The organism is Bradyrhizobium sp. 21, assembly GCF_023073335.1.
Lineage (GTDB): Bacteria > Pseudomonadota > Alphaproteobacteria > Rhizobiales > Xanthobacteraceae > Bradyrhizobium.
Window position 1 is genome coordinate 190,419 of record NZ_JADPJG010000032.1, and the last position, 26,523, is coordinate 216,941.

The 26,523-nt window shown below is 64.3% G+C and carries 22 protein-coding genes; 4 read left to right on the forward strand and 18 right to left on the reverse strand.

Going from position 1 to position 26,523, the window contains the following annotated elements:
• Positions 1–2 precede the first annotated feature (2 nt).
• From IVB31_RS26175 to IVB31_RS26200, 6 genes are all read right to left on the reverse strand, one after another.
• Complete coding sequence (locus IVB31_RS26175) at positions 3–1,472, reverse strand: DUF1800 domain-containing protein (RefSeq protein WP_247329599.1); 1,470 nt, start codon at positions 1,470–1,472, stop codon at positions 3–5.
• Positions 1,473–1,623: 151 nt separating this feature from the next.
• On the reverse strand, positions 1,624–4,143 hold the full coding sequence (locus IVB31_RS26180; RefSeq protein WP_247329603.1) for a M56 family metallopeptidase: 2,520 nt from the start codon (positions 4,141–4,143) through the stop codon (positions 1,624–1,626).
• Positions 4,140–4,532, reverse strand: coding sequence for a BlaI/MecI/CopY family transcriptional regulator (locus tag IVB31_RS26185; RefSeq protein WP_247329606.1), 393 nt, complete (start codon positions 4,530–4,532; stop codon positions 4,140–4,142). Before IVB31_RS26185 ends, IVB31_RS26180 begins: the two co-directional genes overlap by 4 nt.
• Positions 4,533–4,666: 134 nt before the next feature.
• The gene (locus IVB31_RS26190; protein WP_346730895.1) at positions 4,667–6,319 is read right to left on the reverse strand and encodes an NAD-dependent malic enzyme; all 1,653 of its coding nucleotides are present in this window, start codon (positions 6,317–6,319) and stop codon (positions 4,667–4,669) included.
• A gap of 147 nt (positions 6,320–6,466) precedes the next feature.
• On the reverse strand, positions 6,467–7,480 hold the full coding sequence (locus IVB31_RS26195) for a tripartite tricarboxylate transporter substrate-binding protein (protein ID WP_247329609.1): 1,014 nt from the start codon (positions 7,478–7,480) through the stop codon (positions 6,467–6,469).
• A gap of 104 nt (positions 7,481–7,584) precedes the next feature.
• Entirely contained in the window at positions 7,585–9,909 is a 2,325-nt protein-coding gene (locus IVB31_RS26200; protein ID WP_247329612.1) for a mechanosensitive ion channel domain-containing protein, read from the reverse strand.
• A 724-nt stretch (positions 9,910–10,633) separates the two neighbouring features.
• On the opposite strand from IVB31_RS26200, the gene IVB31_RS26205 reads away from it, so the two are divergent.
• Positions 10,634–11,518 (forward strand): MBL fold metallo-hydrolase, encoded by an 885-nt coding sequence (locus IVB31_RS26205; protein ID WP_247329616.1) that lies wholly within the window; start codon positions 10,634–10,636, stop codon positions 11,516–11,518.
• Between the two features lie 197 nt (positions 11,519–11,715).
• Here IVB31_RS26205 and IVB31_RS26210 read toward each other — a convergent pair whose 3' ends face one another.
• From IVB31_RS26210 to IVB31_RS26245, 8 genes are all read right to left on the reverse strand, one after another.
• Positions 11,716–12,645 carry a polyphosphate kinase 2 family protein gene (locus tag IVB31_RS26210; protein WP_247329618.1) on the reverse strand — a complete coding sequence of 310 codons (930 nt, stop codon included), beginning with the start codon at positions 12,643–12,645 and terminating at the stop codon, positions 11,716–11,718.
• Positions 12,605–13,624: a branched-chain amino acid ABC transporter permease gene (locus IVB31_RS26215; protein ID WP_247329622.1), complete on the reverse strand. Its 1,020-nt coding sequence runs from the start codon at positions 13,622–13,624 to the stop codon at positions 12,605–12,607. The genes IVB31_RS26210 and IVB31_RS26215 overlap by 41 nt, the downstream gene beginning before the upstream one ends.
• Positions 13,621–14,502 (reverse strand): branched-chain amino acid ABC transporter permease, encoded by an 882-nt coding sequence (locus IVB31_RS26220; RefSeq protein WP_247329625.1) that lies wholly within the window; start codon positions 14,500–14,502, stop codon positions 13,621–13,623. The genes IVB31_RS26215 and IVB31_RS26220 overlap by 4 nt, the downstream gene beginning before the upstream one ends.
• A gap of 13 nt (positions 14,503–14,515) precedes the next feature.
• The gene (locus IVB31_RS26225; RefSeq protein ID WP_247329628.1) at positions 14,516–15,220 is read right to left on the reverse strand and encodes an ABC transporter ATP-binding protein; all 705 of its coding nucleotides are present in this window, start codon (positions 15,218–15,220) and stop codon (positions 14,516–14,518) included.
• Positions 15,220–15,990, reverse strand: coding sequence for an ABC transporter ATP-binding protein (locus IVB31_RS26230; protein ID WP_247329630.1), 771 nt, complete (start codon positions 15,988–15,990; stop codon positions 15,220–15,222). The genes IVB31_RS26225 and IVB31_RS26230 overlap by 1 nt, the downstream gene beginning before the upstream one ends.
• A 31-nt stretch (positions 15,991–16,021) precedes the next feature.
• Positions 16,022–17,332, reverse strand: coding sequence for an ABC transporter substrate-binding protein (locus IVB31_RS26235; protein ID WP_247329632.1), 1,311 nt, complete (start codon positions 17,330–17,332; stop codon positions 16,022–16,024).
• A gap of 95 nt (positions 17,333–17,427) precedes the next feature.
• On the reverse strand, positions 17,428–18,132 hold the full coding sequence (locus IVB31_RS26240) for an NUDIX hydrolase (protein ID WP_247329634.1): 705 nt from the start codon (positions 18,130–18,132) through the stop codon (positions 17,428–17,430).
• Positions 18,133–18,161: 29 nt separating this feature from the next.
• A complete protein-coding gene (locus IVB31_RS26245; RefSeq protein WP_247329636.1) occupies positions 18,162–19,187 on the reverse strand; it encodes an ABC transporter substrate-binding protein in 1,026 nt (341 codons plus the stop codon).
• Positions 19,188–19,325: 138 nt separating this feature from the next.
• On the opposite strand from IVB31_RS26245, the gene IVB31_RS26250 reads away from it, so the two are divergent.
• Positions 19,326–19,775 (forward strand): cupin domain-containing protein, encoded by a 450-nt coding sequence (locus IVB31_RS26250; protein ID WP_247329638.1) that lies wholly within the window; start codon positions 19,326–19,328, stop codon positions 19,773–19,775.
• A 50-nt stretch (positions 19,776–19,825) separates the two neighbouring features.
• Here IVB31_RS26250 and IVB31_RS26255 read toward each other — a convergent pair whose 3' ends face one another.
• Positions 19,826–20,611, reverse strand: coding sequence for an ABC transporter permease (locus IVB31_RS26255; protein ID WP_247329641.1), 786 nt, complete (start codon positions 20,609–20,611; stop codon positions 19,826–19,828).
• A complete protein-coding gene (locus IVB31_RS26260) occupies positions 20,611–21,429 on the reverse strand; it encodes an ABC transporter ATP-binding protein (protein WP_247329643.1) in 819 nt (272 codons plus the stop codon). Before IVB31_RS26260 ends, IVB31_RS26255 begins: the two co-directional genes overlap by 1 nt.
• Positions 21,430–21,563: 134 nt before the next feature.
• Here IVB31_RS26260 and IVB31_RS26265 point away from each other — a divergent pair, with 134 nt between their 5' ends.
• Together IVB31_RS26265 and IVB31_RS26270 are read left to right on the forward strand one after the other, a co-directional pair.
• A complete protein-coding gene (locus IVB31_RS26265) occupies positions 21,564–22,346 on the forward strand; it encodes an ABC transporter ATP-binding protein (protein WP_247329646.1) in 783 nt (260 codons plus the stop codon).
• Positions 22,343–23,902, forward strand: coding sequence for a glycine betaine ABC transporter substrate-binding protein (locus tag IVB31_RS26270; RefSeq protein WP_247329649.1), 1,560 nt, complete (start codon positions 22,343–22,345; stop codon positions 23,900–23,902). The genes IVB31_RS26265 and IVB31_RS26270 overlap by 4 nt, the downstream gene beginning before the upstream one ends.
• 5 nt (positions 23,903–23,907) lie before the next feature.
• Here IVB31_RS26270 and IVB31_RS26275 read toward each other — a convergent pair whose 3' ends face one another.
• Both IVB31_RS26275 and IVB31_RS26280 read right to left on the reverse strand, forming a co-directional pair.
• Positions 23,908–25,620, reverse strand: coding sequence for a sulfatase-like hydrolase/transferase (locus IVB31_RS26275; protein ID WP_247329651.1), 1,713 nt, complete (start codon positions 25,618–25,620; stop codon positions 23,908–23,910).
• Between the two features lie 186 nt (positions 25,621–25,806).
• A complete protein-coding gene (locus IVB31_RS26280; RefSeq protein WP_247329654.1) occupies positions 25,807–26,460 on the reverse strand; it encodes a TetR/AcrR family transcriptional regulator in 654 nt (217 codons plus the stop codon).
• Between the last annotated feature and the right edge of the window lie 63 nt (positions 26,461–26,523).

Genomic DNA, 26,523 nt, shown 5'->3' on the forward strand with positions numbered 1-26,523 from the left:
GCTCACCTCCTCTGAAAATCCGCCGACATGAACAGCAGCGCCAGTGCCTGCTGCCGGCTCTCGGCACGGCCGACCGCCTGCTTCACCTCGGGGGCGATCTCGGACGCGAAGAGGTCCTCGATGATCACTTGCGGATCGGCCATGCCGGTGATGCGCTCGGCAAAATTATTGGCGACGTCGAGCCGCCGGCCGACACCGTCGATCCAGCTCGCCTCGTCATCCGGATAGCCTTTTGGCGCGGACGGACGCCACAGCGGCTCGCCCAGCAGTTCCTGGCCACCGGTGAAGCGCACGGGATCGACGATCGTGATGCCCGTCGCGCGCGCCATGCCGACAACCCATTCGCCCGGACGCTTGAGTTTTGACGGCGGCGCGCGCCACGCCTCGTCCGACGACACCATCGCGATCGCGACCTGCTTGAGATCGCCTTCGGTATCGCGAAAGGTCTTTGCCATCTGCTCGACCAGTGCCGGCGGCGGCACGTCCAAAACAAAATGGCGCGCGAGCTTGGTCGCGACATGGGTCGCGGTCGCCGGATGCGCGGCGAGGTCGCGCAGCACCGCGCGGCCCTGCTCGGCATCTTCCTGTTCGTAGCGCTTGCCGAGCACGGTCTGTCCGCCTGGCTCGTGGAGCCGTGGATTGAAGATGAACTGGCCGCCATGCTCGGGATCGGCGCCCGGCGGCACCAGCGTCCAGCCGGTCAGGACGTTGGCAAAGCTGATGACGTCGTCCTGGGTGTAGCCGGTGCGCACGCCGAGCGTATGCAGCTCCATGATCTCGCGCGCAATGTTCTCGTTGAGGCCGCGGCTGCGGTTGATGCCTGCGGTCGAGTTCGCGCCCATCGATTCCAGATTGTCGAGATAGAACAGCATCGCCGGGTGCCCCTCGGCCGCCAGCAAGAGATCGACAAAGCGGCCGAGCGCATTGGCGCGAACGGCTTCACGCTCATAGGCGCCGGACATGCTCTGGATCCGGTTGGCCGAGATGCAGAAATGATTGGACCAGAACCACACCAGCCGCTCGGCAAAGCCGATATCGGCGGCAAGCGCGGCTTCCGTGCGCAGCTTGGCTTCCTGCAAGTAGATCGGACGGCCGGGGTCGGGAATGGCGTCGGCCGCCTGCTTGGCCGCCATCTCGGCGGCATCCTTCTCCTGCCCCTGACCTTGCGTTTGTCCCTGCGTCTGCGCTTGGTCTTCGGACATGACCGGCGCCGCAGCCATCTGCTGCTTCTTGGCCTGCTGCTGCGCCTGCTTGGCGCGCGCCGTTCGCCGTGCATTGGCATCGGCGACGGTTCGATACGCCTTTGCGCTGGAAGGAAGATTGGCAGCGGCGGTCAGCGTCAGCGGCCGGTCGAGCTCGGCGATCAGCGCACCACGCGGGTCAGTCCCGATAGCCGCAATCGATCCCGGTCGCGGCCCCATCCCGAAACGATGCAGCGCCAGCACGGCCTCGGCCTTTGCAGAATTGCTCATGGCGAACGCCCAATTCTTTCGAGCCTGCCGGCATCAGGCCGCGCGAGGCTACGAACCGTAATGCTACATAACGTAGCACTTAGAATCCACCCCCGCAAGCGGAGATTGAAGCATCTCCATCCGGCGCGATGGACGGGCGGCCGCAACGATCCTAGAAATTTGGTCCGAGCGCGATCTTGGTGATCGTGCCGTTCCTGACGCCGATGCGCCATTCCGCCGAGCCGTTGGCGAATTGGGCGACATAGATGTCGCTGTCGAGCGCGGTGACACCGCGGAACGAGACCGCGCGTAACGTGCCCAATCGCGTCAGGATCGCTTGATCGAACGGAAGCTGCTGACGCGTGATATCGGCCACTTCCGGCGTCATGCGATCGTAGTCAGGCTGCCCCTTGCCGACGCCTTCGATATAGCGGCGCAGCATCTCCTCGCCATTGGCGATCGGAACCGCGCGGCGCGCCGCGCGCCCCGGACGGACGCCGAGGTTCGAGGCCTCGACATTGTGGAAGCGCGTCTGCCGGCCCGGCATCAGTACCTCCAGGCATCGCCCCGCCTTGTCGGCAATCACCCAGGGATTGTTCACGGAGGTCGTGGAGGCCCAGGTCGCGTTGGGCCTGACAACGCTCTGCATCCTGCGATTGCCGTCGGCGTCGAGATTGAAGACCTGGATGTCGTCGCCCATCTCGTTATAGACCAGGATCCTGATCGGCGAGGTGCCCGCGCGGCCACGCACGCCGGCCTCCTCCGAGCAAGGCACGATGCCTCCGAGTTCGTCATTACCGTCGGCCCGGAAGATCACGTCGCCAACCTTGCCGTCGGGCTCGAGCAGAAGGCGGAATTCGGCGGTGCCGTTCTCGAACTTCGCGCCGTAGATGTCGTAGCCGCCGGGGCCGACACCGCGGAAGAAGATCGATTCCACCCCGCCCAGGGCCACGAATGTCGCCTGCGTTTCATTGAGCTGACGGTGGATCTTGGCAGCCAGCGGCGCGCTCATGCGATCGTAATTCGGCGTGCCGCGGCGCAGGTCCTCGATCCCGTGCAAGATCATCTCCTTGCCGCCGGCCATCGGGACCTGCTCCCGGAATCGATCCGGAACTTCCGCGACCCGGCGAGCGAAATCGGCTTCGATCGCCTGCGCCACCGCGGCATCCACCCGCGGCGCGAGGCGCGCGCCGAAGACCGCGTTCTGGACCAGAACGCGCGAGACGTTGGCTTGCCCGTCGCGCAGGAAGATCAGGAGATTGTCGCCATGGATCGAGAAGACATCCGCGCCTTCGGCGAGAAGCGTGGCCCGGCCTTGCACGGTCTCCCGCACCTGAAGCCGATCGCCGTCGCGCCGCACGGTGAGCACGCGGTTCGGCGCGACCCTGTACCAGCCAACATATTGATCGAGCGATGCCTGATCGGCAGTCGCAGTCGGCATCTCGGCAACGCGGACCGCGCGCACGTCGCGGCCATTCATATGCAGCGTCAGCTCGGAGGAGCGACGCTCCGCATCGAGCGGGAACGTGATCTCGCCGGACGAGGCCGCGTAGGATGCCGTCCCATCAGTGCCGACCGTCAGACGCAATCTACGCTGCCCGGTGAGCTGACCGTAGAGATCATCGCCCTCGCGGAAAATGGCGAACACGGAGGCCGGACCCATGGCGTAGAAATTGACGAAGGGACGGTAATGCTGGGCCGGCACCTCTCCGGTATCCGCGGCGAGAGGCGCCGGATCCGGAGTGCGATAGGCGATCATGCCGGCGGACACGATCACGACCGGTGCGATCGCGGCCGCAATCCACAGCCGCTTGCGCCAACCGACCGCGACGGGCATGGCGGCCGCCGCGATGATGCGCTCGACACGAGCGCGTACGGTCGAGGCCCGCGCCATTGCAAGCTCGACCGGTCGCGGCTGTACGATGCTCGCAAACTCGAGCAGGATTTCCGCATAGGACAGCCGGTCGTCGATCACCTCGATCGCCTCTGCGTCGCTGATGATCTCGGCGAGTTCGGCAAGACGCGCGAGCTGCCACCACGAGAACGGGCTGAACCAGAACACCGCGCGGTTGAGAGAAGCGAGCAACAGAACGTAGAAATCGCGGTTGGCGACATGCGCGCCCTCATGCGCGAGCACCGCGAGGCGCTTTTTCGCGTCCCAGCCGGAAAATTGCGGCGGCACCAGAATGGTCGAGCCGAATGTGACGGGACCACCGACGTCGCGACTGACACGCACATCGGCGTCGATCATCTGCGGGCCCTGCATCGGCTTTGCCGCATGGGCCAGACGCCAGGTCAAGCAGAGACCGATCGTGAGCCGCAGCAGCAACAAGCCAGCGACGCTGGCATAGACGATGGTGGCGACCAGCCACCAATTGATCGAGAGCCCGCTCTTCGCCGGCGGCGCAATGGCCGCGCCGGGCGCGGTCGGCAAGACCGGCTGCGGCGTCTCCAGCATCGACATGTCGGCCGGCAGAAAATCGTCCGGCATGGACACCGGCAGAGGCAACCGCGTGATCGTGAGCGTCGGCCAATGCATGACGAAAGGCATCGCCAGCGACGCCAGCAGCACGACGACCCACGCCGTCATGTGGACGTGCGGATTGCGCACGCGAAACAAATTGAGACCGAACCAGACGACGCCTCCCAGCACAAGGGAGCGCAGTGCCGCCTCCGCCAGAGTTGCGATCATTCTTTCTTCACTCCCCTCGCCTTCTTCGCCTTGGCCACCTGGTCGGCCAGCGTTCGCAATTGCTGCTGGTCGAGCATCGCATTGTCCACCATGCCGACGAGGACTTCTTCCATCGAGCCGTTGCAGAACCAGTCGACGATCCGCTGGACCGCCTTGGCCGCAACGCGTGAGCGCTCTTCGGCAGCGTGGTAGACATAGGTACGTCCGTCCACCGTGTGGTTAGCATAGCCCTTTTCCTCGAGCCGGCGCAGCACGGTGCGGACCGTGGATTCCTTCAGACGACGTGATAGCCGTTCGCGCACGATTTCAGCCGTGACGGGACCATGGGCCCAAACCAATTGCATGACCTCATGCTCGAGGTCGCCCAGGTCGGGCAAGCGATCGTCCATGGTGTCTGACCTTGCGGATTGAGTTTCTTGTAGCGCTACAGAATGTCGCATATACGGCCGCGAGGCACAACGGCGATTCCACCTGAAATGGCATCGCAGTATTGACCTAACCCCGGCCGGCCGGAGCCTTTGGCTCAGTAATGCGGCTCGTACATCTGGGACTGGACCAGGCCCTTGACGTCGTTGGGCGCGGGTCCGTCCGCGAGCCCACGCTGATAGGCGACGTCGGCGACGGCGGCAGCGATGCGGACCGAGACCTCGCGGATGCGCGGCAGCGCCGGATAGAGGCTGCCCTGCGCAAGATCGTCTTTGCCCACGCAATCGGCGAGCGTATGGGCGGCCGCCATGAACATCTCGTCCGTCACCAGCTTTGAGCGGCTGGCGATGACGCCGAGGCCGACACCGGGGAAGATGTAGGAGTTGTTGCCCTGGCGCGGCACGAAGGTGCGGCCGTTGAGCTTCACCGGGTCATAGGGGCTGCCGCAGGCAAACAGCGCGCGGCCCTCGGTATAGCGGTAGGCGTCCTCCGCCGAGCATTCGGCCTTCGAGGTCGGATTGGAGAGCGCGAACACGATCGGCTGCTCGTTGAGCTTGGCCATCGTCTTGAGCACGGTGGGCGTGAAGGCGCCGCCGACCGCGGCGACACCGATGATCGCCGTCGGCTTCAGCGTCTTGATCGCGGTGAGGAAGTCGGCGATCGGCGCCTGGTCGGCATGGGCATAACGGAGCTTGTGGCCGGACAGGCCTTCACGGCCGCCGACGACGAGGCCGCGGGAATCCACCAGCCAGTTGCGGCGGAGCGCTTCCGCCTCGGAGGCGCCCTCCGCCATCATGGCGGACGTCACGAGATCGGCGATGCCGGTCGCGGCCTCGCCGGCTCCAAGAAACAGGATGCGCTGATCCCTGAGCTTGCCGCCGTTGACGCGCAGCGCCGAGAACAGGCCGGCGAGCGCCACCGCCGCCGTGCCCTGGATGTCGTCGTTGAAGACGCAGGCCTCGTCGCGATATTTGTGCAGCAGCTTGAACGCCGAATGATTGGCGAAATCCTCGAACTGGATCAGCACACCCGGAAAGGTCTTTCGCGCGGCGACCATGAACTCGTCGACGAAGCTGTCATAGGCCTCGCCCGTGAGCCGCCGCTCGCGCAAGCCGAGATAATACGGGTCTTTCAGCAGCTCTTCGTTGTTGGTGCCGACGTCGAGCACGATCGGCAGGCAGTGCTCGGGATGCACACCGGCACAGGCCGAATAGAGCGAGAGCTTTCCGACCGGAATGCCCATGCCGTTGGCACCGAGGTCGCCGAGGCCGAGGATGCGCTCGCCGTCGGTCACGACGATGAGTTTTGCGGGATTGGGCCAGTTCTTCAGGATGTCGGCGATCTGGCCGCGATCGCGCGAGGAGATGAACATGCCGCGCGGCCGCTGGTAGATCAGGCCGTATTTCTGGCAGGCGAGCCCGACCGTCGGCGTGTAGATAATCGGCTGGATCTCGTCGATATTGTCGACGATGACGCGGAAGAACAGCGCCTCGTTGCGGTCGTGCAGCGCGTTCAGCGCGACGTATTTCTCGAGATCGGTCGGCAGTGTGCGCAGATTGGTGAGCACGCGCTCCACCTGCGTCGCCATCGTCAGCACGCAAGGCGGCAGCAGGCCGCGCAGGCCGAGCGAGTCGCGCTCCTGTTCGGTGAAAGCTGTCCCCTTATTGAGCAAGGGATCGCGCAACAGCGCCATGCCGTGCGAGGAATCGGACGATGTCGAATGGGCGCTGACCCGAGCAGGTCTATTCACGAATTCCCCCAGGGATTTTCTTATTGAACGGCAAGCATTGTCGGCCAGCGCTCCCCTGAGATCAAGGACGCAGAAAACTCGGGTGCGGATTGTGATCTCGCACCGCAGCGAGATTTTCGCGCGCGACGATAGGTTAACGTCGCGAAGCTACTCAGGCTTGATGTCGGCGGCCTTCACGATCGGCCACCATTTCTCCGTCTCGGCCTTCTGGAAGGCTCCGAGCGCCGCGGGCGACTGCTGGTCGGGCGGAGGAATCTCCTGCCCCAGTTCGCCAAAACGCTGCTTGACGGAAGCGTCGGCCAGCACGGCGACGATGGCTGCGTTGAGCTTTGTGACGATCTCCTTCGGCGTGTTCTTCGGTGCCCAGATGCCGTGCCAGTAGGAAATGTAGAGACCGGGCAGGCCCGCTTCGTCGACGGTCGGGATGTCGGGCGCAGAAGCGAGCCGCGTCGGCGACGTCACCGCGAACGCCTTGATCGCGCCGTTCCTGTATTGCGGCAGCGAGTTCGAGGCCTGGTCGAACATGATGTCGATCTGCCCGGCCACGAGGTCGATCATGGCGGGCCCAGCGCCGCGATAGGGCACGAACTGGAAGTCGGTGCTGGTCCGCTCCTTGAAGAAGACACCGGCGACGTGGGCGCCTGTGCCGGCGCCGGCTGTGCCTGCCGTCGCCTTGCCGGGGTTGGCCTTCAGCCAGGCGATCATCTCTTTCAGAGTGCTGGCCTCGAGCGACTTCCGGCCGACGATGAGTTGCGTCCCCATTGCGACCATTGCGATCGGCTCGAAATCGGCGATGACGTCGTAGGGCAGCTTGAAGATCGCACCGTTGAGCACATGCGTGCCCCAATGACCGATCGTGATCGTCGTGCCATCCGGTGTTGCACGCGCGACGCGGGCGCCGGCGATGCTGCCGGAGGCGCCCGCAACATTTTCGACCACGATTGTTGTGTGCAATTCGGCGGCGATGCGTTCGGACAGGATGCGCGCCAGCGTGTCGGTCGGACCGCCCGCCGCGAACGGCACCACGAGGGTGATGGGGCGCGATGGGAAGGGCTGGGCGCTTGCTGGTGCAGTCCACGCTGCACTTCCGATCAAGGCACAGACGACCATCACATGGCCGCGCAATACATGGCCGCGCAATCCGGCCCACAGCCCCCGCATCGATCTCTCCCGCGCTTTTTCACCGCCCGCATGTTGTCAACGGGCTGGAGCCGGAGTGAACGCTCCCCGACGGGCAGAGGCAAGTCGGAAATTTTGCGGAGCGACTACCCTGCCGCTCGACGCGGCGTCAGATGAACGGCGCCATCGGCCGGCGGCGCAATGTGCATCAGGATGGTCTGGGTGGCGGATGCGACCTCGATGCCGTTCTGCTGAAAGCGCAGCTTCATACGGCGGTTGAATTCACGCTGCACCGGCCAGCGGCCGGCCTCGGTGCAGCGGATCTGGCCGACCATCGACACCATGGCGCCGTCGACCTTGTCGATGCCCCAGAGCTCGAGATCGCCCCGGATCAGGCTGCGGAATTCCACCTCGCGCCGCATCTCGTCGACGATATCCTTGAGGATCTGACCGGCGCGGTCGGTATCTTCCTTGTAGGCGACGTTGACGCTGACGGACGCATTGCCGGCGCCGCGGCTGGCATTGGTGATGGTCGTGACCGCGCTGAACGGCACGATGTGCACGGCGCCGTCGCCGGCACGGAGCCTGATGGTGCGAATCGAGACGTTCTCGACCACGCCTGATAGCCCGGAGACGCTGACGGTGTCGCCGACCTGGACCGTGTTCTCGAGCAGCAGGAACAGCCCGGTGATGAGATCCTGCACCAGCTTCTGCGAGCCGAAGCCGATGGCGATGCCGACGATGCCGGCGCCCGCCAGCAGCGGCGCGACATTGACGCCGATCTCGCTCAGCGCCGTGAGGCCGACGACGGTGGCGATCAGGCACAGCAACGCCGTTCGCAGCATCGGCTGGAAGGTGCGCAGCCGCGCGGCGCGGGCGTAGTGGCCGTCGCGTGACAGCACATTGATCTGGCGGTCCAGCAGCGCGTTGCTGGCTTCCCAGATCGCAGCCGCAATGCCCGCGGCGAGAGCGATCGTCACCACCGCCGAGATCAGCCGGCTGCCGATCTGGCCGCCATAGAACCAGACGATGGCGTCGACGCCCCAGACTTCGAGCACGGCGACCAGGCCGATGAAGGCAATCACGCCGGAGACGATCTTGCGCAGCAGCGGCAGGTAGCGGTTGGCGCGGATCTCGAGGCCCGGAAAGCGCTGGAGGATCTCCGGCTTGATGCGGAAGCCGCGATCGATCAGGCTCAGCGTCACCATGATGGCGACGCGCGTGATCAGCACCACGGTGATGGTGCCGACGAAATATTGCAGCAGCAGCGAATAGCCATTGCGGATGTTCAGCGCCCAGACCGCCCACAGCGCCAGGTCGAGCGCGATGGCGAGATAATGCCAGCCGCCCGCGATGCGGTTGCGTAGTCGCGCCGCGATCCCCTGCCGGTCATCAGGCGCGCGGATGGCTTCGGCCACTTGTCGGCGGCATTGCAGGATGATGACGACGATGAAGAGATGCACGACCAGCATCACCATGCGCAGCAGCGCGGCATAGCCGGCGCGATGCAAGCCGAGCAGCAGCGCCACATTGGCAAAGGCGATGCCGGACACACCGACGCCGACAATGCGCCGCGCCCAGATCTCGATATAGGCGGCGGTTTCGGCGCGAACCGGAAACAGGCCGTAGGGCCCCGCGACCGCGCGGACGACACAAATGAGCCAGCGCGAGAAAACATAGGCGTTGACGACCGCGAGGATCACAAGGCGGACGGTGGCGGGATCGCCGATCTCGGTTCCCAAAAGCGCCGTCGCCACGCCCATGAAGGCGAACACGGGGAGCAGTTCGAGCACCAGACGACCGAGGACGAAGGGCAGCCGCAGCAAGACCTGCCAGGCCCGCGCAAGGCTGTGGCGGCGCTTGTGCAGTTCCGGCCCTGAAGTGGCCACGGATGATGGCGGATCGGCAATGGGCAGCACCTGCGCAGGCAGATGCGCGGTCTGCGGCACGCGCGCTTCAAGGAACACCGCTGGACGCCGGATCAGCCGGAAGATCACCCATTCCGCCGAGAGGGCGCAGCCGAACACCAGCGCCACCTTCCAGGCGATCTCGATCAGGAGATTATAGGCGGCGGGATCGTTGGCAGTCCGCACGATCCAATAATAGAACGCCGGGAAGCGCGTGAGCGTCCGGGCTGCATCAGCGACCTCGCGTGAGATCTCGCCGATCTCCTCCGATACCGTAAGCAAGAGCTGCGCGCCGAGGCCGTCGGCCGAGAGCGGGATCGGCGATTTCTGCTCGGGCGCAGCCTGCTGCTGACCGGACACAGTCGCGATCGCGCGCAACGTGTCGATCATCTGTGCGCGCTTCTTGTCGTCCTGGAGCGTTTCCAGCGCGCGCCTGGCTTCGTCAGGCGACAGCGCGGCAGCACCGTTGGCGGCAGACGCGGCCGGCTCTGCGCGGGCGCCAGGGAGAGATGAGATTGCGAGGAAGAGAGCAGCCAGAAGCGCGGAGGCAAGCTTATGCGACACGAGGATTCCCTGAAACAATCGATGCGCCGGCGGAGCCGGGTCACCGCCGAAGCACTGCGTCATGTCGGATCGACGCTATTCGCCCCCGCGCTGTGTCGGAAGTGGGCCAACGAGACGACATTCTCTTGGCATTTGCCGCAGCGCAGGATCGGGAACCGCGGGCACAGCGGCGCCGAAACACATCAATTCAATGCGATAGGCGCAAAATCTCTCCCGTCATTCCGGGAGTCGGCCCGGAATGACGGCGAGGAGGAGGGAGAATCAGAATGTCAAAGACACGGTCGCGGCGGCCTCGTCGCGGCCATCCGACACGATCGGTGTGATGCAAAATACAGCGCCGGGAAGGTAGGGGCTTTGCCACACTGATGCAGCCCGCTAAACCTTGTCCCGGCGTGCCGTTCGCGGTTTCTGCCGCTATGCGATAGTCCGAACGAGCTCCATCGCACTTAACGCGGCTGGGTCTGCGGAGGTGGTGTCATAGACCTCCCCTTGCTCATGAGGTGGACGTTGCGCGTCGCTTGTTTGCGACCATTGCCATGCTCCTCCCGTGACACAAAACTGTCAAGCGGGATCGATTGCCCGAGGGATCACATTTGAGGACGCGTTCCATCCCACTGCGACAGATTGGCCGCAGCGGACCATGGAATAAATTCCCTTCGACAGCGTTTCTGTCGGAGAGTCCATCCGCCGTTCCCGCCTTCCATCCTTTTCCAGAAAGCCAGAAATGAAAGCATCACTTTGCATCGCCGTGGTCACGGCTCTCCTGACTGGACCGGCCTTCGCGCAGACCCCGCCGCAGACCTCTACCCGAAAGGTCGACGGCACTGAAAACGTCTACATCTTCCGCTATGGCGGCCATCAGGCGATGTTCATCGTGACCCCGCAGGGCGTGATCGCGACCGACCCGATCTCGTATTTGCGTCCCGCAAAGCCCTATATCGACGCGATCAAGGCGGTCACCGACAAGCCGATCAAATACGTCGTCTACAGCCACCACCACTACGACCACATCGCCGGCGGCAAGCCGTTCAAGGATCTTGGCGCGACCTTCATCGCACACCGCCGGACCAAGGAGCGCTTGCTCGAGCTGAAGAAGCAGAATTCGCTGCTTGCCGAAATCGTCATGCCGGACCAATTGGTGGACGACAAGAAGAGCATCACCCTCGGCGGCACCACGCTGGAGCTGAACTATGTCGGCCGCAACCATTCCGACAATTCGCTGGTGATGCGGCTGCCGAAGGAGAAGATCGTGTTCGTGGTCGACTTCGCGCCGATCGAGTCCGTTCAATTCCGCAACATCCCCGATAATGCCTCGCCGGTCGAATACATCGCCTCGCTGAAGAAGCTCGCCTCGCTCGACTGGGAGCGGATGATCCCCGGCCATCCCTATGCCGGCGGCCGCTTCGGCACCAAGAAGGACGTCGAGGACGACATCGCCTACATGGAGGACCTCTCCGCCGAGGTGAAGAAGGCCGCCGACGCCGGCAAGTGTTTCGACACCGCGATGAAGGAAGTGAAGCTGCCGAAATACGAGAAGTGGGCAAATTACGAGACCGCCCTTCCCGCCAATGTCGAGCGCTTCTGCTACTGGTGGGGCCGCGGTTATTGAGCGGGTGCGACGGGGGCGATGGTGACATCATGCCCCTGTTTTGCCCGACGGGTCAAATGGCTTCGTAAAATCCGTAGACGCTCGCTGCGGTCGTCAAGCCATTGATTTCGCTATCCTCGGCTACTGTGCATGGGGTTGTTTTCGCGATTTTCTTGTCCGTGGCCCCCAGCGCGTGGGCTTCAGACACCAAGGGATTGTCACTTCGTCCGCTTCTTGCCTCCTTTCCCTTCTTTCTCCAACGCCTTGCGCACCGCCTCGAACTCTCCCAGCGAGGCCTTGTCGGCACGGGGAAAGCGCAGATCCAACTTTTCGAGCGCCGCGACGATCGCCGAGCCGATCACGACGCGCGCGAACCATTTGTGGTCGGCGGGCACGACGTACCACGGTGCATGGGACGTTGACGTGTGCCGGACGATGTCCTGGTAGACCGCCTGGTAGCGCGGCCACAGCGCGCGTTCCTTGATGTCGTCCATGGAGAACTTCCACTGCTTGGCCGGAATCTCCAGCCGATCCAGGAAGCGCTCGCGCTGTTCCTCTCTGGACAGGTTAAGGAAGAATTTTAGCACCACGGTGCCGTTGCGTGCGAGGTAGCGCTCCCAGGCGGAGATATCCTCGAACCGTTCCTTCCAGATGTTCTTGGTGACGAGTTTCTGCGGCAGCTTCTCCTTGGCGAGGATCTCCGGATGCACGCGCGTCACCAGGCATTCCTCGTAATGCGAGCGGTTGAAGATGCCGATATGGCCGCGCTCGGGCAGCGCGATGGCGTGACGCCAGAGGAAATCGTGGTCGAGCTCCTTGCTGCTCGGCGCCTTGAAAGCGCTGACTTCGCAGCCCTGCGGATTGATGCCCTCGAAGATCGCCTTGATCGCGGAATCCTTGCCGCCGGCGTCCATGGCCTGGAACACGATCAGCACCGACCAGCGGTCCTGGGCATACAGCTTCTCCTGAAACTCGATCAGCCGTTTCTTGTTGGCGTCGAGAATCTCCTGTGCCGCCTCCTTGTCGAGGTCGCCCTTCTCGTTGGTCCTGTGGTCCTTGAGATGAAACTTGCCGGATCCGTCGTAGCGGAACGGCGTGATGTAGCGGTCAAGTTCCTGGGCGAGCGATTTGGACGGCTTCTTGCTCATGAGTACGGGGCACCTTGCGTTGCGGCTTCAATCGGTCGAGCAGGCTACCAAGGATGCCCTTCGGAAGGAATATGATGAAAAGCACGAGCAGGACGCCGTAGACGAGATTGTCCCAGCCGACCGCCCTGGTGCCGAAGCCGATGCGCAGGGTCTCGGCCAGCAAAATCGTGATGACGGCGCCGAAGGTCGGACCGAGCGAGACGAACAGGCCGCCGACGATGGCTGCAAATACCATCTGCAGCGACACCGCGATGCCACTGACGGTGTCGGGCGTGATGAACATCTGGTACTGGCAGTAGATGGCGCCGGCGAGCGCCGTCATCACCGCGCTGAGCAGCGTGATCTTCAGCTTCTCCGCGGTGACGTCGACGCCGGCAGCAGCCGCCGCATCCTCGTCCTCCGAGATCGCCTCCAGCGCGTAGCGGGCCATGCTGCGGTCGACCCAGTGCCAGACCACGATGCCGAAAAGCCAGACCCCGAGCGCGATCAGATACCAGGTGATCTTGTCGTCGAATTGCAGCGCCCAGAGCTTGTTGCCCGAGGCGCGGTTGGGCGTATAGCCGAGCGAGCCGCCTGTATAGTCGCGCGTCGCCGTGATGACCTGGAGCACGATGCCGGAGAGCGCCAGCGTCACCAGCACGAAATAGTGTCCGGTGATACGAAAGCGGAAACAGGGATAACCGACGATCAGTGCCAGCGCGCCGGCCGCAACCATGCCGATGGGAATGCCGATCCAGGGTGACCATCCCAGATGATTCCAGAGCAGTGCGGTGACATAGGCGCCGATCCCCATGAAACCGCCGTGCCCGAGCGAGACGAGGCCGAAGCGCCCCATCATCGACCACGACGTATAGGCGAACGACCAGATCAGGATCAGCACCAGGATGTGCAGATGATAGGGATCGCGATAGACGAAGGGCAGCACGACCAGCGCCGCTAATCCAATCGCCCAAGCTGCAAGCCGCCCCTGCCCCATCATCGGCGCCTCGCAAGCAGGCCCGCGGGCCGGATGAACATCATGACGATGAAGAAGGCGAAGGCGAGCACGTAGCCCCATTCAAGATCGGAGAACAGGCCGCCAAGCGAGATGATCTCGGCGAACACGAACGCAGCGATGAAGCCGCCGATGAAATTTCCGAGCCCGCCAAGCACGCAGATCAGGAAGGTGATCGGTCCGAATGACAGACCGACGAAGGGATGCACGTCGTATTGCAGCACCAGCAGGCAAGCGGCGAGCCCGGCCAGCGCGCCGCCGAGCGCCGAGGTGATGAGATAGATGCGCTTGGTGTCGACGCCCATCAGCGCCATGATCTGCCGGTCCTGCGAGATTGCGCGGATCGCGGTGCCGGTGAAGGTCCGCGTCATGAACAGATAGACCACGACCATGCCGACCAGCGCAGCCAGAAAGGACAACAGCCGCGCGTAGCTGAAATGCATCTCGCCGAAAGCGAGCACCGGCAGGCGGATGCCAAGGTTGCGGAAGTCGATACCGAAGGCGACGGTGGCAAAGCTTTGCAGCACGAACAGCACCCCGCCGGTCGCGAGCAACTGGTTGATCGGCGGCGCAGTGAGCAGCGGCGCGATCACTAAGTAGTGCAACGCCGCGCCAAGAATCGCGACCAGCAGGATCGTGAGCGGCGCGGCGATGAAATAGCTGATGCCGTAAGACTGCACCAGGAAATACATGGCGTACATGCCGATCATCACCAGCTCGGCGTAGCAGATCCAGGTCACGTCGATGACGCCGAAGATCAGATTGAGTCCGAGCGCGAGCAGCGCCAGCACGCCGCCGAGCAGGATGCCGTTGATCACAGCCTCCAGCAGATAGATGTCGAAAATGTCCAGAATTGCTTGCATGCCTGAATGAACCTCACACCCCGAGATACGCTTCCTTGACCGTGTCGCTCGCGAGCATCTCGGCCGAGGTGCCGGACGCGCGGATCGTGCCCGCCTCGATCAGATAGGCGCGATCAACCACTTTCAGCACCTGCTGCACGTTCTGCTCGACGATCAGTACGGTCAGCCCGCTGGCGCGGATCCGCTTCACCAGTTCGAACACCTGCTGCACCACCACCGGCGCCAGCCCCGCCGACGGCTCGTCGAGCAGCAGGAGTTTGGGATTGGACATCAGCGCGCGGCCGATCGCACACATCTGCTGCTCGCCGCCGGACATGGTGCCGGCCATCTGGTGGCGGCGCTCCTTCAGGCGCGGGAACAGGTCGAACACCACCTCCAGCCGCTCAGCGTAATGGCCGCGCGCCTCCTTCATGAAGGCGCCCATCTTGAGATTGTCGTCGACCGAGAGCTGCGGAAACAGCCGCCGGTTCTCCGGCACATGCGCGATCCCGAGGCTGACGATCTTGTGCGGCGGCGTCGCCACGACATCGACACCCTCCATTTTGATCGCGCCGCGCGAGGGACGGATCAGACCGGAGATGACGCGCATCAGCGTCGTCTTGCCGGCGCCGTTCGGGCCGATGACGCCGACGGCCTCGCCCGCCTTGACGTCGAGATCGACGTCGAACAGCGCCTGGAAGGTGCCATAGCCGGCATTGACGCCGCGAAGCTCCAGCATCACTGCACCCCCGCGCGGCGGCGCGCTTCGGCGGCCGCCGCCTGCGTGGTCTCGGCGTCGGTGCCGAGATAGACCTCGATGACGCGAGGATCGCCGGCAACCGCGCTCGGCAAGCCCTCCGAGATCTTCTCGCCGTGGTCGAGCACCATCACGCGATCGACGACGCGCATCAAGACGCCCATGATGTGCTCGACCCAGATGATGGTGATGCCGAGCTCGTCGCGGATGTTGCGCAGCATATCGGCGGCCTGCCCCATCTCGGCCTCGTCGAGACCGCCGAGGCTCTCATCGGCCAGCAGGAGCTTTGGCGCGGTAGCGAGCGCTTTCGCCAGTTCGAGCTTTTTCAGGCCGGCCGCGCCCAAGCCGTCGACGCTGGCATGGCGATCAGTCGGCAGCCCGACCATCGCGAGCGATCGCTCGGCCGCCTCCTCTGCCCTGGCACGGCTGTGGCGGCCCTGGCCGTAGAAGCCGGCGAGCGCGACGTTCTCGAAAATGGTCAGGCGGCGGAATGGCCGCGGGATCTGGAAGGTGCGGCCGATACCGCTGTTGATGATCCGGTGCGGTGCGAGGCCCGCGGTCTCGGAACCGTCGAACAGAATCGAGCCTGACGTCGGCGCCAGCGTGCCGGAGAGCATGTTGAAGATCGTGCTCTTGCCCGAGCCGTTGGGACCGATCAGGCCGAGGATTTCGCCCTGACCGACTTTGAACGACACGTTGTTGACGGCGGTGAAGCCACCAAACCGCTTCACCAGCCCGCTGACTTCCAGCACCGTCCTGTTCTCCTTGCTCCGAGTATTTGCGCTACTGGTTGCTGTAGGTGGTGCCCTTCGGCAACGGCAGCACGGCCTCGCGCTGCGCCTGGCTCTTGGGCCACACCACCGAGGATTTATCGTCGATGTACTGGATCACGACCGGGAACGAGCGTTCGTTCTGCCCGGCCATCGGCGTCCCCTCGCCGTAGAATTTGACGCCGAAGCCGAGCATGGTGCCTCCCTCGGGGATGTCGGTGTCGAGCGCCGCTTTACGCAGCGCATCTGGATCGACGCCACCGTACTTCTTGATCGCGCGCGGCAGTACGTCATTCATGAACACATAGGTGTTGGAGGCGCCGATGCCGACATGAGCGGAACGGATGGCGACGCCGGGCCGGATCTTGTCGAACTCCTCACCGACCATCTTGATCACCGCAGGGAGCTTCGGATCCATGGTCTTCTGATTGGCAAGCCAGATCGAGATGGGGTCGGTGTTGAAGATGTAGCTGGCATCGGCCCCCATGCCTTCCTTCAACTTCTCATAGACGCCGTAGCCCGCGCCATGCCCCATCAGCGCGCCGAACCTGAGCCCCTGCTCGCGGGCCTGGCGCAGCAGAAGTGTGATATCAGGGTTGTAGCCGGTGTGGAAAATGACATCGGGCTTGGCGCGCTTCAGTTTCGTCACCAACGCGGAGAGGTCGGGCGCAGTGGCCGAATAGCCCTCCTTCATCACGACGTTGAAGCCCGCCTTCTTCGCGCCGGCCTCGTTGCCCCTGGAGACGTCGACGCCATAAGCGCCGTCCTCGTGGATGATGGCGACGCGCAGATCCTTTGGCTCCTTGTCGAACTTCGCCTTGGCATTCTGCGCGATGAAATCCATCGTCATCATGCCGAACTGGTCGCCGCTCGCCTGCGGGCGGAATACATATTTGTAGCCCTTCTCGTTGAACACGGCCGACGAGATGCATGTCGTCATCCACATGAACTTCTTGAGCTGCTCGACGCGGGCCGCGACCGGCACGCACTGCGCCGAGGAGAAGAAGCCAAGCACCATATCCACCTTCTCCTGCTCCAGCAGGCGGACGGATTCGTTGATGGCGATGTCTGGCTTGCTCTGCGCGTCGGCATAGACCGCCTCGATCTTGTAGCCCTCGACGCCGGTTTTGGCGAAATGGTCGAGGATGATCTTTGCGCCGATATAGCCGAGTTCGGAGCCGCCGCCGGCGAGAGGTCCGGTCAAATCGAAAACGACGCCGATCTTGATTTTCTTGTCCTGAGCCTGGGCGGACGCCGCCAGGCCCGTCGCTGATATCGCGACCAACAGCCCACGTACCAAGCGGGCAGCCATGCGCAGGCGCATCAAAACCTCCCTGGATGATTGTGCATTGCATTCTTTTTGCTTTTGCTTTTTTTCCCATCACATGGGCTGAGCGCAGCGATGTCAAGTCTCGCGCTTCAGCGCGGCGGAAACTGCTGCTCGATAAAGGCCGTGACAAATCGCGGCATGGTCGGCGTGAGATCGCTCATCCCGCGCACGAGATGGATGGCCGAAAGCTCCGGCTCGGCCTCGCGCGCCAAATTGGCTTCGATCCGGGCACGAGCCACATCACCCGGCATGTCCAGGTTGATAATTTGCATCATTGCAATCGTGGGCCCGGTGACGACGCAGTGCCAGTCCGGTTCGGCCCGGTAGTCGGCCGCAGTCAGGCCGGTCTCTTCTTCGAGTTCGCGGACCACGCTGCCGGAAATGTCGAGCGTGTCGCCCCTGACGTCGTCGAGGTCGGGCGTGCCCGAGGGGAAATAGATGCGGCCCGCATTGGCGGTGTGCTGAGCCATCTCGCCCATCACGAAGGCGCCGTCGGAGGTGCGCAGCGCGCCCATGCCAAAACCGTTGAACACGGCTTTGTCGGGAAAGCCCCAATCGCGCCAGGCGAGGAAGCTCGCGAAATCGGTCTCGAAATAGGTCGAAGTGAAATGGCCGTCCGTAAACACGGGGTCGCGCCCGAGCAGGACACGGCCGTTCCATATCTTCGGCCGCTCACGCTGCTTCTCGGCGAAATGGGCCCGGATCTCGGCGCGCCGCTCCTCAGCGAACGGCCAGACGATCGGCCGCACGGCGAGATCAAGCGTCGTGACGCGATGAATGATTGGTGACGTCATGCCCCCTGTTGACCACACCTTCGCGTCAGTTATTTGGCGCTCCCCGTGGTCTTCTTGGCCTGCTCGACGTACTTGTTGGTAAAAGTCTTGGCGACGTCGATCTTGGCGTTGGCCACCTCGGGCGAGCCGACGCTGAACACCGCGAGCACGGCGTCCGCGCCCTTTGGGTCCATCTTGCCGGTCTCGGAGAACATCGGGATCGTGTTCCTCAGCGCGGCGAGATAAAGATCCTTGTTCTTGCCGACCGTCTCCTCCGGCATCTTCGCCATGATCTCTTCGGGCGAATGCGAATGGATCCAGGCGAGCGTGCCAAGGATCGCGTTGGTCAGCGCCTGCGTCTCCTTCTCGTGGCCGTTGATCCAGGCCACGGTGGAATATAGCGCGCCGCCCGGATATTCGCCGCCGAACGTTTCGAGCGTGTCCTTCTGGGTGCGGGTGTCCGAGAGGATGCGCAGATCCTTGTGGCTTCCCTGGAGCACCGTCACGGATGGATCGAGCATCACGGCCGCGTCGATCTGGCCCTGCTCCATCGCGGCCACGGCCGTAGCGCCGAGGCCGACGCCGATCACGGCGACGCTGGTGGGATCGAGCCCGTTCTTCTTGAGCATGTATTTGAGGAAGAAGTCGGTCGAGGAGCCGGGCGCGCTGACGCCGACCTTCTTGCCGGCGAGATCCTTGATCGACTTGATTTCGTTGGTGTGCGAGGGCGAAACCACCAGCACGAGGCCGGGATAACGATCGTAGACCACGAAGGCCTGAAGCTCCTGCTTCTTGGCGGCGAGGTTGACGCAATGGTCGAAATAGCCGGAGACCACGTCGGCGCTGCCGCCGAGCACGGCCTTGAGCGCGTCCGAGCCGCCCTTGAGATCGACGAGCTCGACATTGAGACCGGCCTTGTCGTATTCGCCGAGCTGCTTGGCCAGCACCGTCGGCAAATAGCACAGGCAGGCACCGCCGCCGATGGCGATGGTGACCTTGCTTTGCGCCGCGGCGAGACCGGTGGTGAGCGTCAGCGCGAGCAGCGCGCCGGCGAGCCTGGCAATCGTGTTCTTCATTGGTTTCCTCCGTTCGGCTGGCGGCACCATAGAGCAGCGGGACTGGCTTGAGAAGGACTGCCTAAGTGCACTGGTCATCCGCCTTTCGGCGCAATAGCATGAGCCCACAAGAACAAATCTTGATGGGGAGGATCATCCATGAATCGCCTTGCAATCGGGCTGTCGATCGCTACCGCTTTTGCCGCCGGATGCGGCGTAACCCACCTGATGCGGCCGGCGCTGGCCGCCGAGAACATCACTCCGCAGATCATCCACACCGGCGAGATGGAGGGCGACGCGCTCGGGGCTGCCAACAATGTCGGCTATCGCTCCAAGACGTTCATGGTCGCCGATGGCGCCACCGTGTCGATCCAGGTCGGCAATGTGCCCAAGCACATGCATCCCAACACCAACGAGATCCAGTACATTCTGGAGGGCACCGGCACGATCTGGTTCGGCGAAAAGGAAGTCACGGTGAAGCCTGGCGACCTCGTCATCATCCCCAAGGGGACGCCGCATGGTGGCACCAAGCCGATCAGCGGACAGGTCAAGGCCATCGCGATCAAGACACCGCCGCAGGCGCCCGACGACACCAAGCTGCTGGACTGAGCGTTCGCGCCATCGGGCTCGCGCCGATGCGCGGGCCCGATCAGGCAAGCCTAGCCGCGCCCGTCCACTGTCGGTCGCCAAACCAACAGCCTTCGCTCGACCAGCGTAACCCCATAGTCGATCAGGATCACGAAGGCCGACAGCACGAACATGCCGGCGAACACGCCGGCGACGTCGAATATGCCTTCGGCCTGCTGAATGAGATAGCCGAGCCCCGCCGCCGATCCCAGATATTCGCCGACGACCGCGCCGACCACGGCGAAGCCGACCGACGTGTGCAGCGACGAGAACATCCACGACAGCGCCGACGGCCAATAGACGTGCTGCATCAACTGCCGCTCGCTCATGCCGAGCATGCGACCATTGTCGAGCACGGTGCGGCTGACTTCCTTGACGCCCTGATAGACGTTGAAGAACACGATGAAGAACACCAGCGTCACGCCGAGCGCGACCTTGGACCAGATGCCCAGCCCCAGCCACAGCGCGAAGATTGGCGCCAGCACGACGCGCGGCAGCGCGTTGACCATCTTGACGTAGGGATCGAACACGGCGGCGACCAGCGGCTGGCGCGCGAACCAGAAGCCGATCAGCACCCCGCCGGCCGATCCGATCACAAAGGCCAGGATCGACTCCGTCAGCGTGATGCCGAGATGCTTCCAGATCACGCCGGACGCGAACCATTTGACGATCTGGGCGAAGACATCGACCGGGTTGGAGAAGAAGAACGGCGGCAGCAGGATCTTGCCGAACACGGGCACGGTCGACAGCAACTGCCACAGCACGAGGCAGACGATTGCGACCAGGATTTGCAGCGCAAGCAGCGTGACGCGCGACATCAGACCGCCTCCGCCGCTTGCGTGGACTGCGCATAGCCCTTCATGACCTCGTCCTTGAGCACGCTCCATATCTCGCGATGAAGCGCATGGAATTCCTTGTCCAGCCGCACTTCAAAAATGTCGCGCGGGCGCGGCAAGCTCACGCGCCAGTCGCCGATGATGCGGGAGGACGGCCCCGCCGACATGATCACGACGCGGTCGGCGAGCGCGATCGCTTCTTCGAGGTCGTGGGTGACGAACAGCACGGCCTTGCGGTCGGCGTTCCAGAGGTCGAGCAGGAGGTTGCCCATGACCTGCCGGGTCTGCGCATCCAGCGGCCCGAACGGCTCGTCCATCAGCAGTATCTTGGGATCGCGGATCAAAACCTGCGCCAGCGCCACGCGCTTGCGCTGACCGCCCGAGAGCATGTGCGGATAGCGGCCGGCAAAGGCGCCCAAGCCGACCGAGGTCAGCCACTTTTGCGCCCGCGGCAGCGCCTCGCTGCGCGGCGTGCCCCCGACTTCGAGCCCGATCGCGACGTTGTCCAGAGCGGTCTTCCATGGGAACAGCGCATCGGCCTGGAACAGATAGCCGGCGTCCCGGTTCAGCCCCGCGAGCGGCTGGTTGAATATCTTGACGCTCCCGGCAGCCGGCTTCAGCAGCCCTGCCGCAACGTTGAGCAGCGTCGATTTTCCGCAGCCGGTGGGGCCGACGATGGCGACAAACTCGCCCTGCGCGGCCGTGAGATGGGCATTCTCCACCGCGGTATAGACCCGCCCGTCCCCCAGCCGGAACGCAACCTTGGCATCTTCCAGCGCCACTGCCGTGGGCGTTGTCATGTGTTCCCTCCGAACTTGGCCCGATGCCTTAGCCGCTCGCGGGGCCAAGTTCAATCAAGCCGCCAAGCGTGCTACGCATGGGCCCCGTCATCCCCTCCCTCCACGGGCGGGTCAGCGCAGTGAGCCCCCGACCGATGCCGTCCAGGCCGATGATTGGCTATGCCCAGGTCACCAAGAGCTTCGGCCCGACAAATGCCGTGGACGACGTGTCACTCGACATCGCCGAAGGCGAGTTTGTGGCGATCGTCGGCGGCTCGGGCTCGGGCAAGACGACGCTGCTGCGGCTCGCCAACCGCCTGATCGAGGCGGATGGCGGCACGATCACCGTCGAGGGCGACGACGTGCGATCGCTCGATCCGGTCGCGCTGCGGCGCCGTATCGGCTACGTCTTCCAGAGCGGCGGGCTGTTCCCGCATCTGAGCGTCGCCGACAATATCGGGATCACGCCAAAACTGCTCGGCATCCCGGCAGCGGACATCGCAGCGCGGGTCGACGAGCTGCTGGAGCTCGTACAGCTCGACCGGGTCGCGCATCGCGACCGGCTGCCGGATGCGCTCTCGGGAGGCCAGCGCCAGCGTGTCGGCGTGGCGCGGGCGCTCGCGGCAAAGCCCCGCATCGTGCTGATGGACGAGCCGTTCGGCGCACTCGATCCCCTCACCCGCGATGTGCTCGGCGACGATTTTCGCGAGCTGCATCGCAGGCTCGGCTTGACCACCGTGATGATCACCCACGACATGACGGAAGCGATCTTGCTGGCCGACCGCATCGCAGTGATGCGCGGCGGAAAGCTGCTCGCGCAGGGCACACCGGCAGAGCTATCGAGAAGCAGCGACGCCTACGTGCTGGAGCTGCTGCGGACGCCGCGGCGCCAGGTCGAGCGGTTGAACGCGCTGTTGCCGCAGAGTGGTGCGGCATGAGCCTGTTCACCGATCCGCGCTGGGGCGAGGCGCTGGCGCATTTGCCCGACTATCTCGGCAACCACGTCCGGGTGAGCCTCGCCGCACTTGCGCTCGGCCTGATCCTCAGCCTGCCGCTCGCGATCATCACGCGCAACCGCCCGGCACCACGCGCCATCTTGCTCGCGCTCGCGAGCATCGTCCAGACCGTGCCGGGGCTGGCGCTGCTCGCGCTGTTCTATCCGCTGCTGCTGCTCGCGGCCTCGCTGACGCTGGCCTGGTTCGGCGTCTCGTTCTCGGCGTTTGGCTTCCTGCCGGCGATGCTGGCGCTCGCGCTCTATTCGATGCTGCCGGTGCTGCGCAACGGCATCACCGGCCTCAACGGCATCGATCCCGCGCTGATCGAGGCTGCGAAAGGCGTCGGCATGACGGCGCGGCAGTCGCTCGTGATGGTCGAACTGCCGCTGGCCCTGCCGGTGATGATGGCGGGCATCCGTACCGCCGCAGTGTGGGTGATCGGTACTGCGACGCTGTCGACCCCGATCGGGCAGACCAGCCTCGGCAACTATATCTTTGCCGGCCTCCAGACCCAGAACTGGGTGTTCGTGCTATTCGGCTGCTTTGCCTCGGCCCTGCTGGCGCTCGCCGTCGATCAGCTGCTTGCACTGGTCGAAAACGGACTGCGCCGCCGCAGCCGCGTGCGTAGTGTGTTCGGTGTCGCCGGCATCCTCGCGCTGGTGGCTGCGACTTTGGTGCCGACGATGGGACGTTCATCGTCGGGATACGCGGTCGGCGCCAAGACGTTTGCCGAGCAATATGTGCTGTCGGCCCTGCTCAGGGACCGCCTCCAGGCAGCCGGCCTGTCCACCACGGCACGATCGGGTCTCGGCTCGAGCGTGATCTTCGAGGCGTTGAAAGCGGGCGATATCGATCTCTACGTCGATTATTCCGGCACGCTCTGGGCCAATCAGCTTCACCGCACCGACATCAAGCCGCGCGCAGAACTGTTGGCGGAGCTGCAAGCAACGCTCGCCAAGGACAACATCACGCTGCTCGGCGAGCTCGGTTTCGAGAACGCCTATGCACTGGTGATGCCGAAGAAGCGCGCCGAGGCGCTCGGCATCCGCACCATCGCCGATCTCGCCGCGCATGCTTCGACCCTGTCGATCGCCGGCGACTATGAGTTCTTCTCGCGGCCCGAATGGGCGGCGCTGCAAAAGGCCTATGGCCTCACGTTCCGCGCCCAGCGTCAGATGCAGCCGGACTTCATGTATGCGGCCGTCGCCAGCGGCGAGGTCGATGTCATCGCGGGCTACACCAGCGACGGGCTGATCGCAAAATACGATCTCGTCGCGCTCGACGATCCCAGGCACGCGATCCCGCCCTACGATGCGATCCTGCTGCTGGCCCCGAAGCGCGCCGGCGACGAGCGGCTGCAGGCCGCGCTGAAGCCGCTGCTCGGCAAGATCGACATCGCGACCATGCGCGAAGCCAATTTACGCGCCGCCGGCAACGACGCGAATTCATCGCCGGATGCGGTGGCGAAGTGGCTGTGGGGGAAGGTGGGCAAGCCGTAGGACGGCTACAGCCCCCTGATCATCCCTGCATTGATCAGCAGCCGGTTCAGCCGGCGCGCCTCGGCGCCATCCTTGCAGCCGTAGAAGATGCCCTTGCAGCGGAGCATGATCTCCTTCTGCTCGGCGAAGGACGGATCGAGCGGGATGCCAGCGGCTTCCTGGATGACCAGCGGCAGATACGGGCCGTCGATCGTGTCCATCACCGCTTCGCTCCTCACCGGCTCGAAATTGACGGCGTCGATCGCGTAATAGGTCGCGTAGAGACGCGGGTCGTAGGCGTCGAGCCTCTTGCCGAGAGCGCCCTCGTCGAGCCCCGGCTCGAGGATAGCAGGCGCGAATTCCGGCTGATGATCGCCGTAGCGCACGATCAGGAAGGGCTCACCCGGAAAATTCTTCTTCAGGCCCGCGAGGAATGCCTTGTACTGCTCGACGCTCATCGCCTGCCGGCGCAGATATTCGTCGATGGACGGCACATTGCCCGGTGCGCGCCAGTTCGGCAGCAGATCGGGGCGGAAGCGTGTCTCCCAGGGGAAATGATTGGCGCCGAGATAGATGAAGGTGAACAGCGGCTTGTTCGGCGTCCGCTCGCCCATCAACCGGAGCGCCTTGTCGTAGAAGAAGCTATCCGGCTCGACATCCTTGGCGCCGAGATCCCTGGAATCGAGGAAGCGTTCGATCCCGGTCGTCATCTGGAAGCTGCGCGCAGCCATGAAGCCGCCATAGGCGGGATAGAGCGACATCGTGTCATAGCCGCAGCGGCGCAGCGCCAGCGGCAGGCCGCGCTCGACACGGCCCGTTGCGATTCGCGTCACGAAATAGGCGAAGCGGCCGAACGAGCGCGAGGAAAGCCCTGCGAGCACGTTGTATTCGGTGAACCAGCTCGGACCGCCGTTGCTCTCGGCCAGAAACGCGCGCTCCTTGCCATCCCAGGATTTGAAATGGCTGCCATAGCCCGGCGGCACCTTGATGCCCTGCGCGGCTCGGATGTCGAAGCTCGATTCATCATGGATCATGATGACGTTCGGCCGGCGGCCGGCGGGATGGCAGGCATCGACCAGCGGCATGTTGAGCCGTTCGTTGGTCGAAGCACCCGACTCCATGAAGCCGTATTGCGCGAAATCGGAGACCGCGCTGACGCCGGAACGGAAGAATTTCGAGAGATAGCCGTCGTCGTAATAGCCGCGCCAGGCCTCGTCCGGATGATAGAGCGAATAGCCGACCAGTGCGGCGAGGCAGGCGAGCATGGAGGCGAGCGCCGGCAGCCTGCGGATGCGGAACGGATCCAGCCACCACAGCGCATACATCAGCGGCAGCGTGACGAGGCCGGCCCCGATCACCGACCAGCGCAAATTCGGAAAGATCGTGAACAGGAACGCCACGGTGTCGCGGTCGATCATCATCAGGTCGATGAAATTGACCGTCATCTGCACGACGTCGTGCTTCAGCCGTGACAGCAGCACCAGCACCACGACCATGGTCAGCGACAGCGCACCCGAGAGCGCCGGCCGCCGCAGCAGCGCGATCCAGAAGAAGTTGAGGATGCCCCAGGCGAGAGCGAAGGACAGCCGCGCGCCGAAATCCGTCTCGGTCTCGTACATGAGCGCGAGCGCTGCAAGATGGGGCGCGGCGACCGCGAGCAGTCGCCAAACGCCGAGCGCGGCGACGCTCGCCAGCACGGTGGTCGTGGCAGAAGGACCTGGATTGGGCGCGGACGCCATCGACGACACGCAACAGCTGGTCCGGCACGGTGATGCCGAGCCGGTGACCGGGCCTGCGGCGTTCGGCGCAGCCGGAAGGCCTGCACCGTGTCATAAAACTGTAATTGAACGGTTCCGGACAAGCAACGCGTGTGAGCGGCCGACCTTCGCTTAATGTCAGCAGCGGGCGAAGGGCCGCACGTCGCGCTATGGCTTGGCGATCCCGGCGATGAACAGGTCGATCACTCCCTCCGCCATCCGCTCGATCTCGCCCGCCTCCACGCCCCAGCGCGGAAAGTGGCCATCGAGATTCATTCGGGCGAAACCGTAGACCAGGGCGCGGCCGGCGATCTGGATCCGCTTGAGGTCGGCCGACCGCAGCAGGCCCTGCTTTGCCGCCTCGGTCAGTATTCCCTCGGTCAGCGCGATCAGTTCGGCGTTATCGCGCGTCAGCTCCGCCGAGCTGCCGTGGGCGAAATAGCGCCCGGTGGAGATGATCTCGAAATGCGCGGGATTTCGCATCGCCCAGCGCAGGTAAGCGAGGCCGAAGGCCCGGAAGCGGCCGAACGGGTCGGCGGCCGGTGCCTGGTCCAGCGCCACCTCGATCTCGGCACGAAAGCGCCGCTGCGCCTCCCCGGCCACTGCGGCCATCAAGGCGGCGCGGTTGGGAAAGTGCCGGAACGGTGCCCCCGGAGAAACCGCGGCCCTGCGTGCGGCCTCGCGCACCGAGATTTCAGCCCCCTCCGCCGCCAATTGCAGCGCGGCATCGATCAACACACGGCGGAGATCGCCGTGGTGATAGGGCCGGACTTCAGAGGTGTTGCGGCGAGCGCGCGGCTTGGCCGGCTGTCGGGAGGACATGGCGCTTCCTAGCATCACCCGAACGTGAATGTAAGCAGCGATTACACCATTGACCGCGCAACC

What these genes read in the sequence shown, in the direction of transcription:
- IVB31_RS26240 (WP_247329634.1), bottom strand. Translation starts at nt 18,132, where the DNA reads ATGACGTCACCAATCATTCATCGCGTCACGACGCTTGATCTCGCCGTG.
- IVB31_RS26215 (WP_247329622.1), bottom strand. Translation starts at nt 13,624, where the DNA reads ATGATGGGGCAGGGGCGGCTTGCAGCTTGGGCGATTGGATTAGCGGCG.
- IVB31_RS26185 (WP_247329606.1), bottom strand. Translation starts at nt 4,532, where the DNA reads ATGGACGATCGCTTGCCCGACCTGGGCGACCTCGAGCATGAGGTCATG.
- IVB31_RS26195 (WP_247329609.1), bottom strand. Translation starts at nt 7,480, where the DNA reads ATGCGGGGGCTGTGGGCCGGATTGCGCGGCCATGTATTGCGCGGCCAT.
- IVB31_RS26275 (WP_247329651.1), bottom strand. Translation starts at nt 25,620, where the DNA reads ATGGCGTCCGCGCCCAATCCAGGTCCTTCTGCCACGACCACCGTGCTG.
- IVB31_RS26220 (WP_247329625.1), bottom strand. Translation starts at nt 14,502, where the DNA reads ATGCAAGCAATTCTGGACATTTTCGACATCTATCTGCTGGAGGCTGTG.
- IVB31_RS26255 (WP_247329641.1), bottom strand. Translation starts at nt 20,611, where the DNA reads ATGTCGCGCGTCACGCTGCTTGCGCTGCAAATCCTGGTCGCAATCGTC.
- IVB31_RS26205 (WP_247329616.1), top strand. Translation starts at nt 10,634, where the DNA reads ATGAAAGCATCACTTTGCATCGCCGTGGTCACGGCTCTCCTGACTGGA.
- IVB31_RS26265 (WP_247329646.1), top strand. Translation starts at nt 21,564, where the DNA reads ATGCCGTCCAGGCCGATGATTGGCTATGCCCAGGTCACCAAGAGCTTC.
- IVB31_RS26175 (WP_247329599.1), bottom strand. Translation starts at nt 1,472, where the DNA reads ATGAGCAATTCTGCAAAGGCCGAGGCCGTGCTGGCGCTGCATCGTTTC.
- IVB31_RS26210 (WP_247329618.1), bottom strand. Translation starts at nt 12,645, where the DNA reads ATGAGCAAGAAGCCGTCCAAATCGCTCGCCCAGGAACTTGACCGCTAC.
- IVB31_RS26260 (WP_247329643.1), bottom strand. Translation starts at nt 21,429, where the DNA reads ATGACAACGCCCACGGCAGTGGCGCTGGAAGATGCCAAGGTTGCGTTC.
- IVB31_RS26235 (WP_247329632.1), bottom strand. Translation starts at nt 17,332, where the DNA reads ATGCGCCTGCGCATGGCTGCCCGCTTGGTACGTGGGCTGTTGGTCGCG.
- IVB31_RS26280 (WP_247329654.1), bottom strand. Translation starts at nt 26,460, where the DNA reads ATGTCCTCCCGACAGCCGGCCAAGCCGCGCGCTCGCCGCAACACCTCT.
- IVB31_RS26180 (WP_247329603.1), bottom strand. Translation starts at nt 4,143, where the DNA reads ATGATCGCAACTCTGGCGGAGGCGGCACTGCGCTCCCTTGTGCTGGGA.
- IVB31_RS26270 (WP_247329649.1), top strand. Translation starts at nt 22,343, where the DNA reads ATGAGCCTGTTCACCGATCCGCGCTGGGGCGAGGCGCTGGCGCATTTG.
- IVB31_RS26225 (WP_247329628.1), bottom strand. Translation starts at nt 15,220, where the DNA reads ATGCTGGAGCTTCGCGGCGTCAATGCCGGCTATGGCACCTTCCAGGCG.
- IVB31_RS26245 (WP_247329636.1), bottom strand. Translation starts at nt 19,187, where the DNA reads ATGAAGAACACGATTGCCAGGCTCGCCGGCGCGCTGCTCGCGCTGACG.
- IVB31_RS26250 (WP_247329638.1), top strand. Translation starts at nt 19,326, where the DNA reads ATGAATCGCCTTGCAATCGGGCTGTCGATCGCTACCGCTTTTGCCGCC.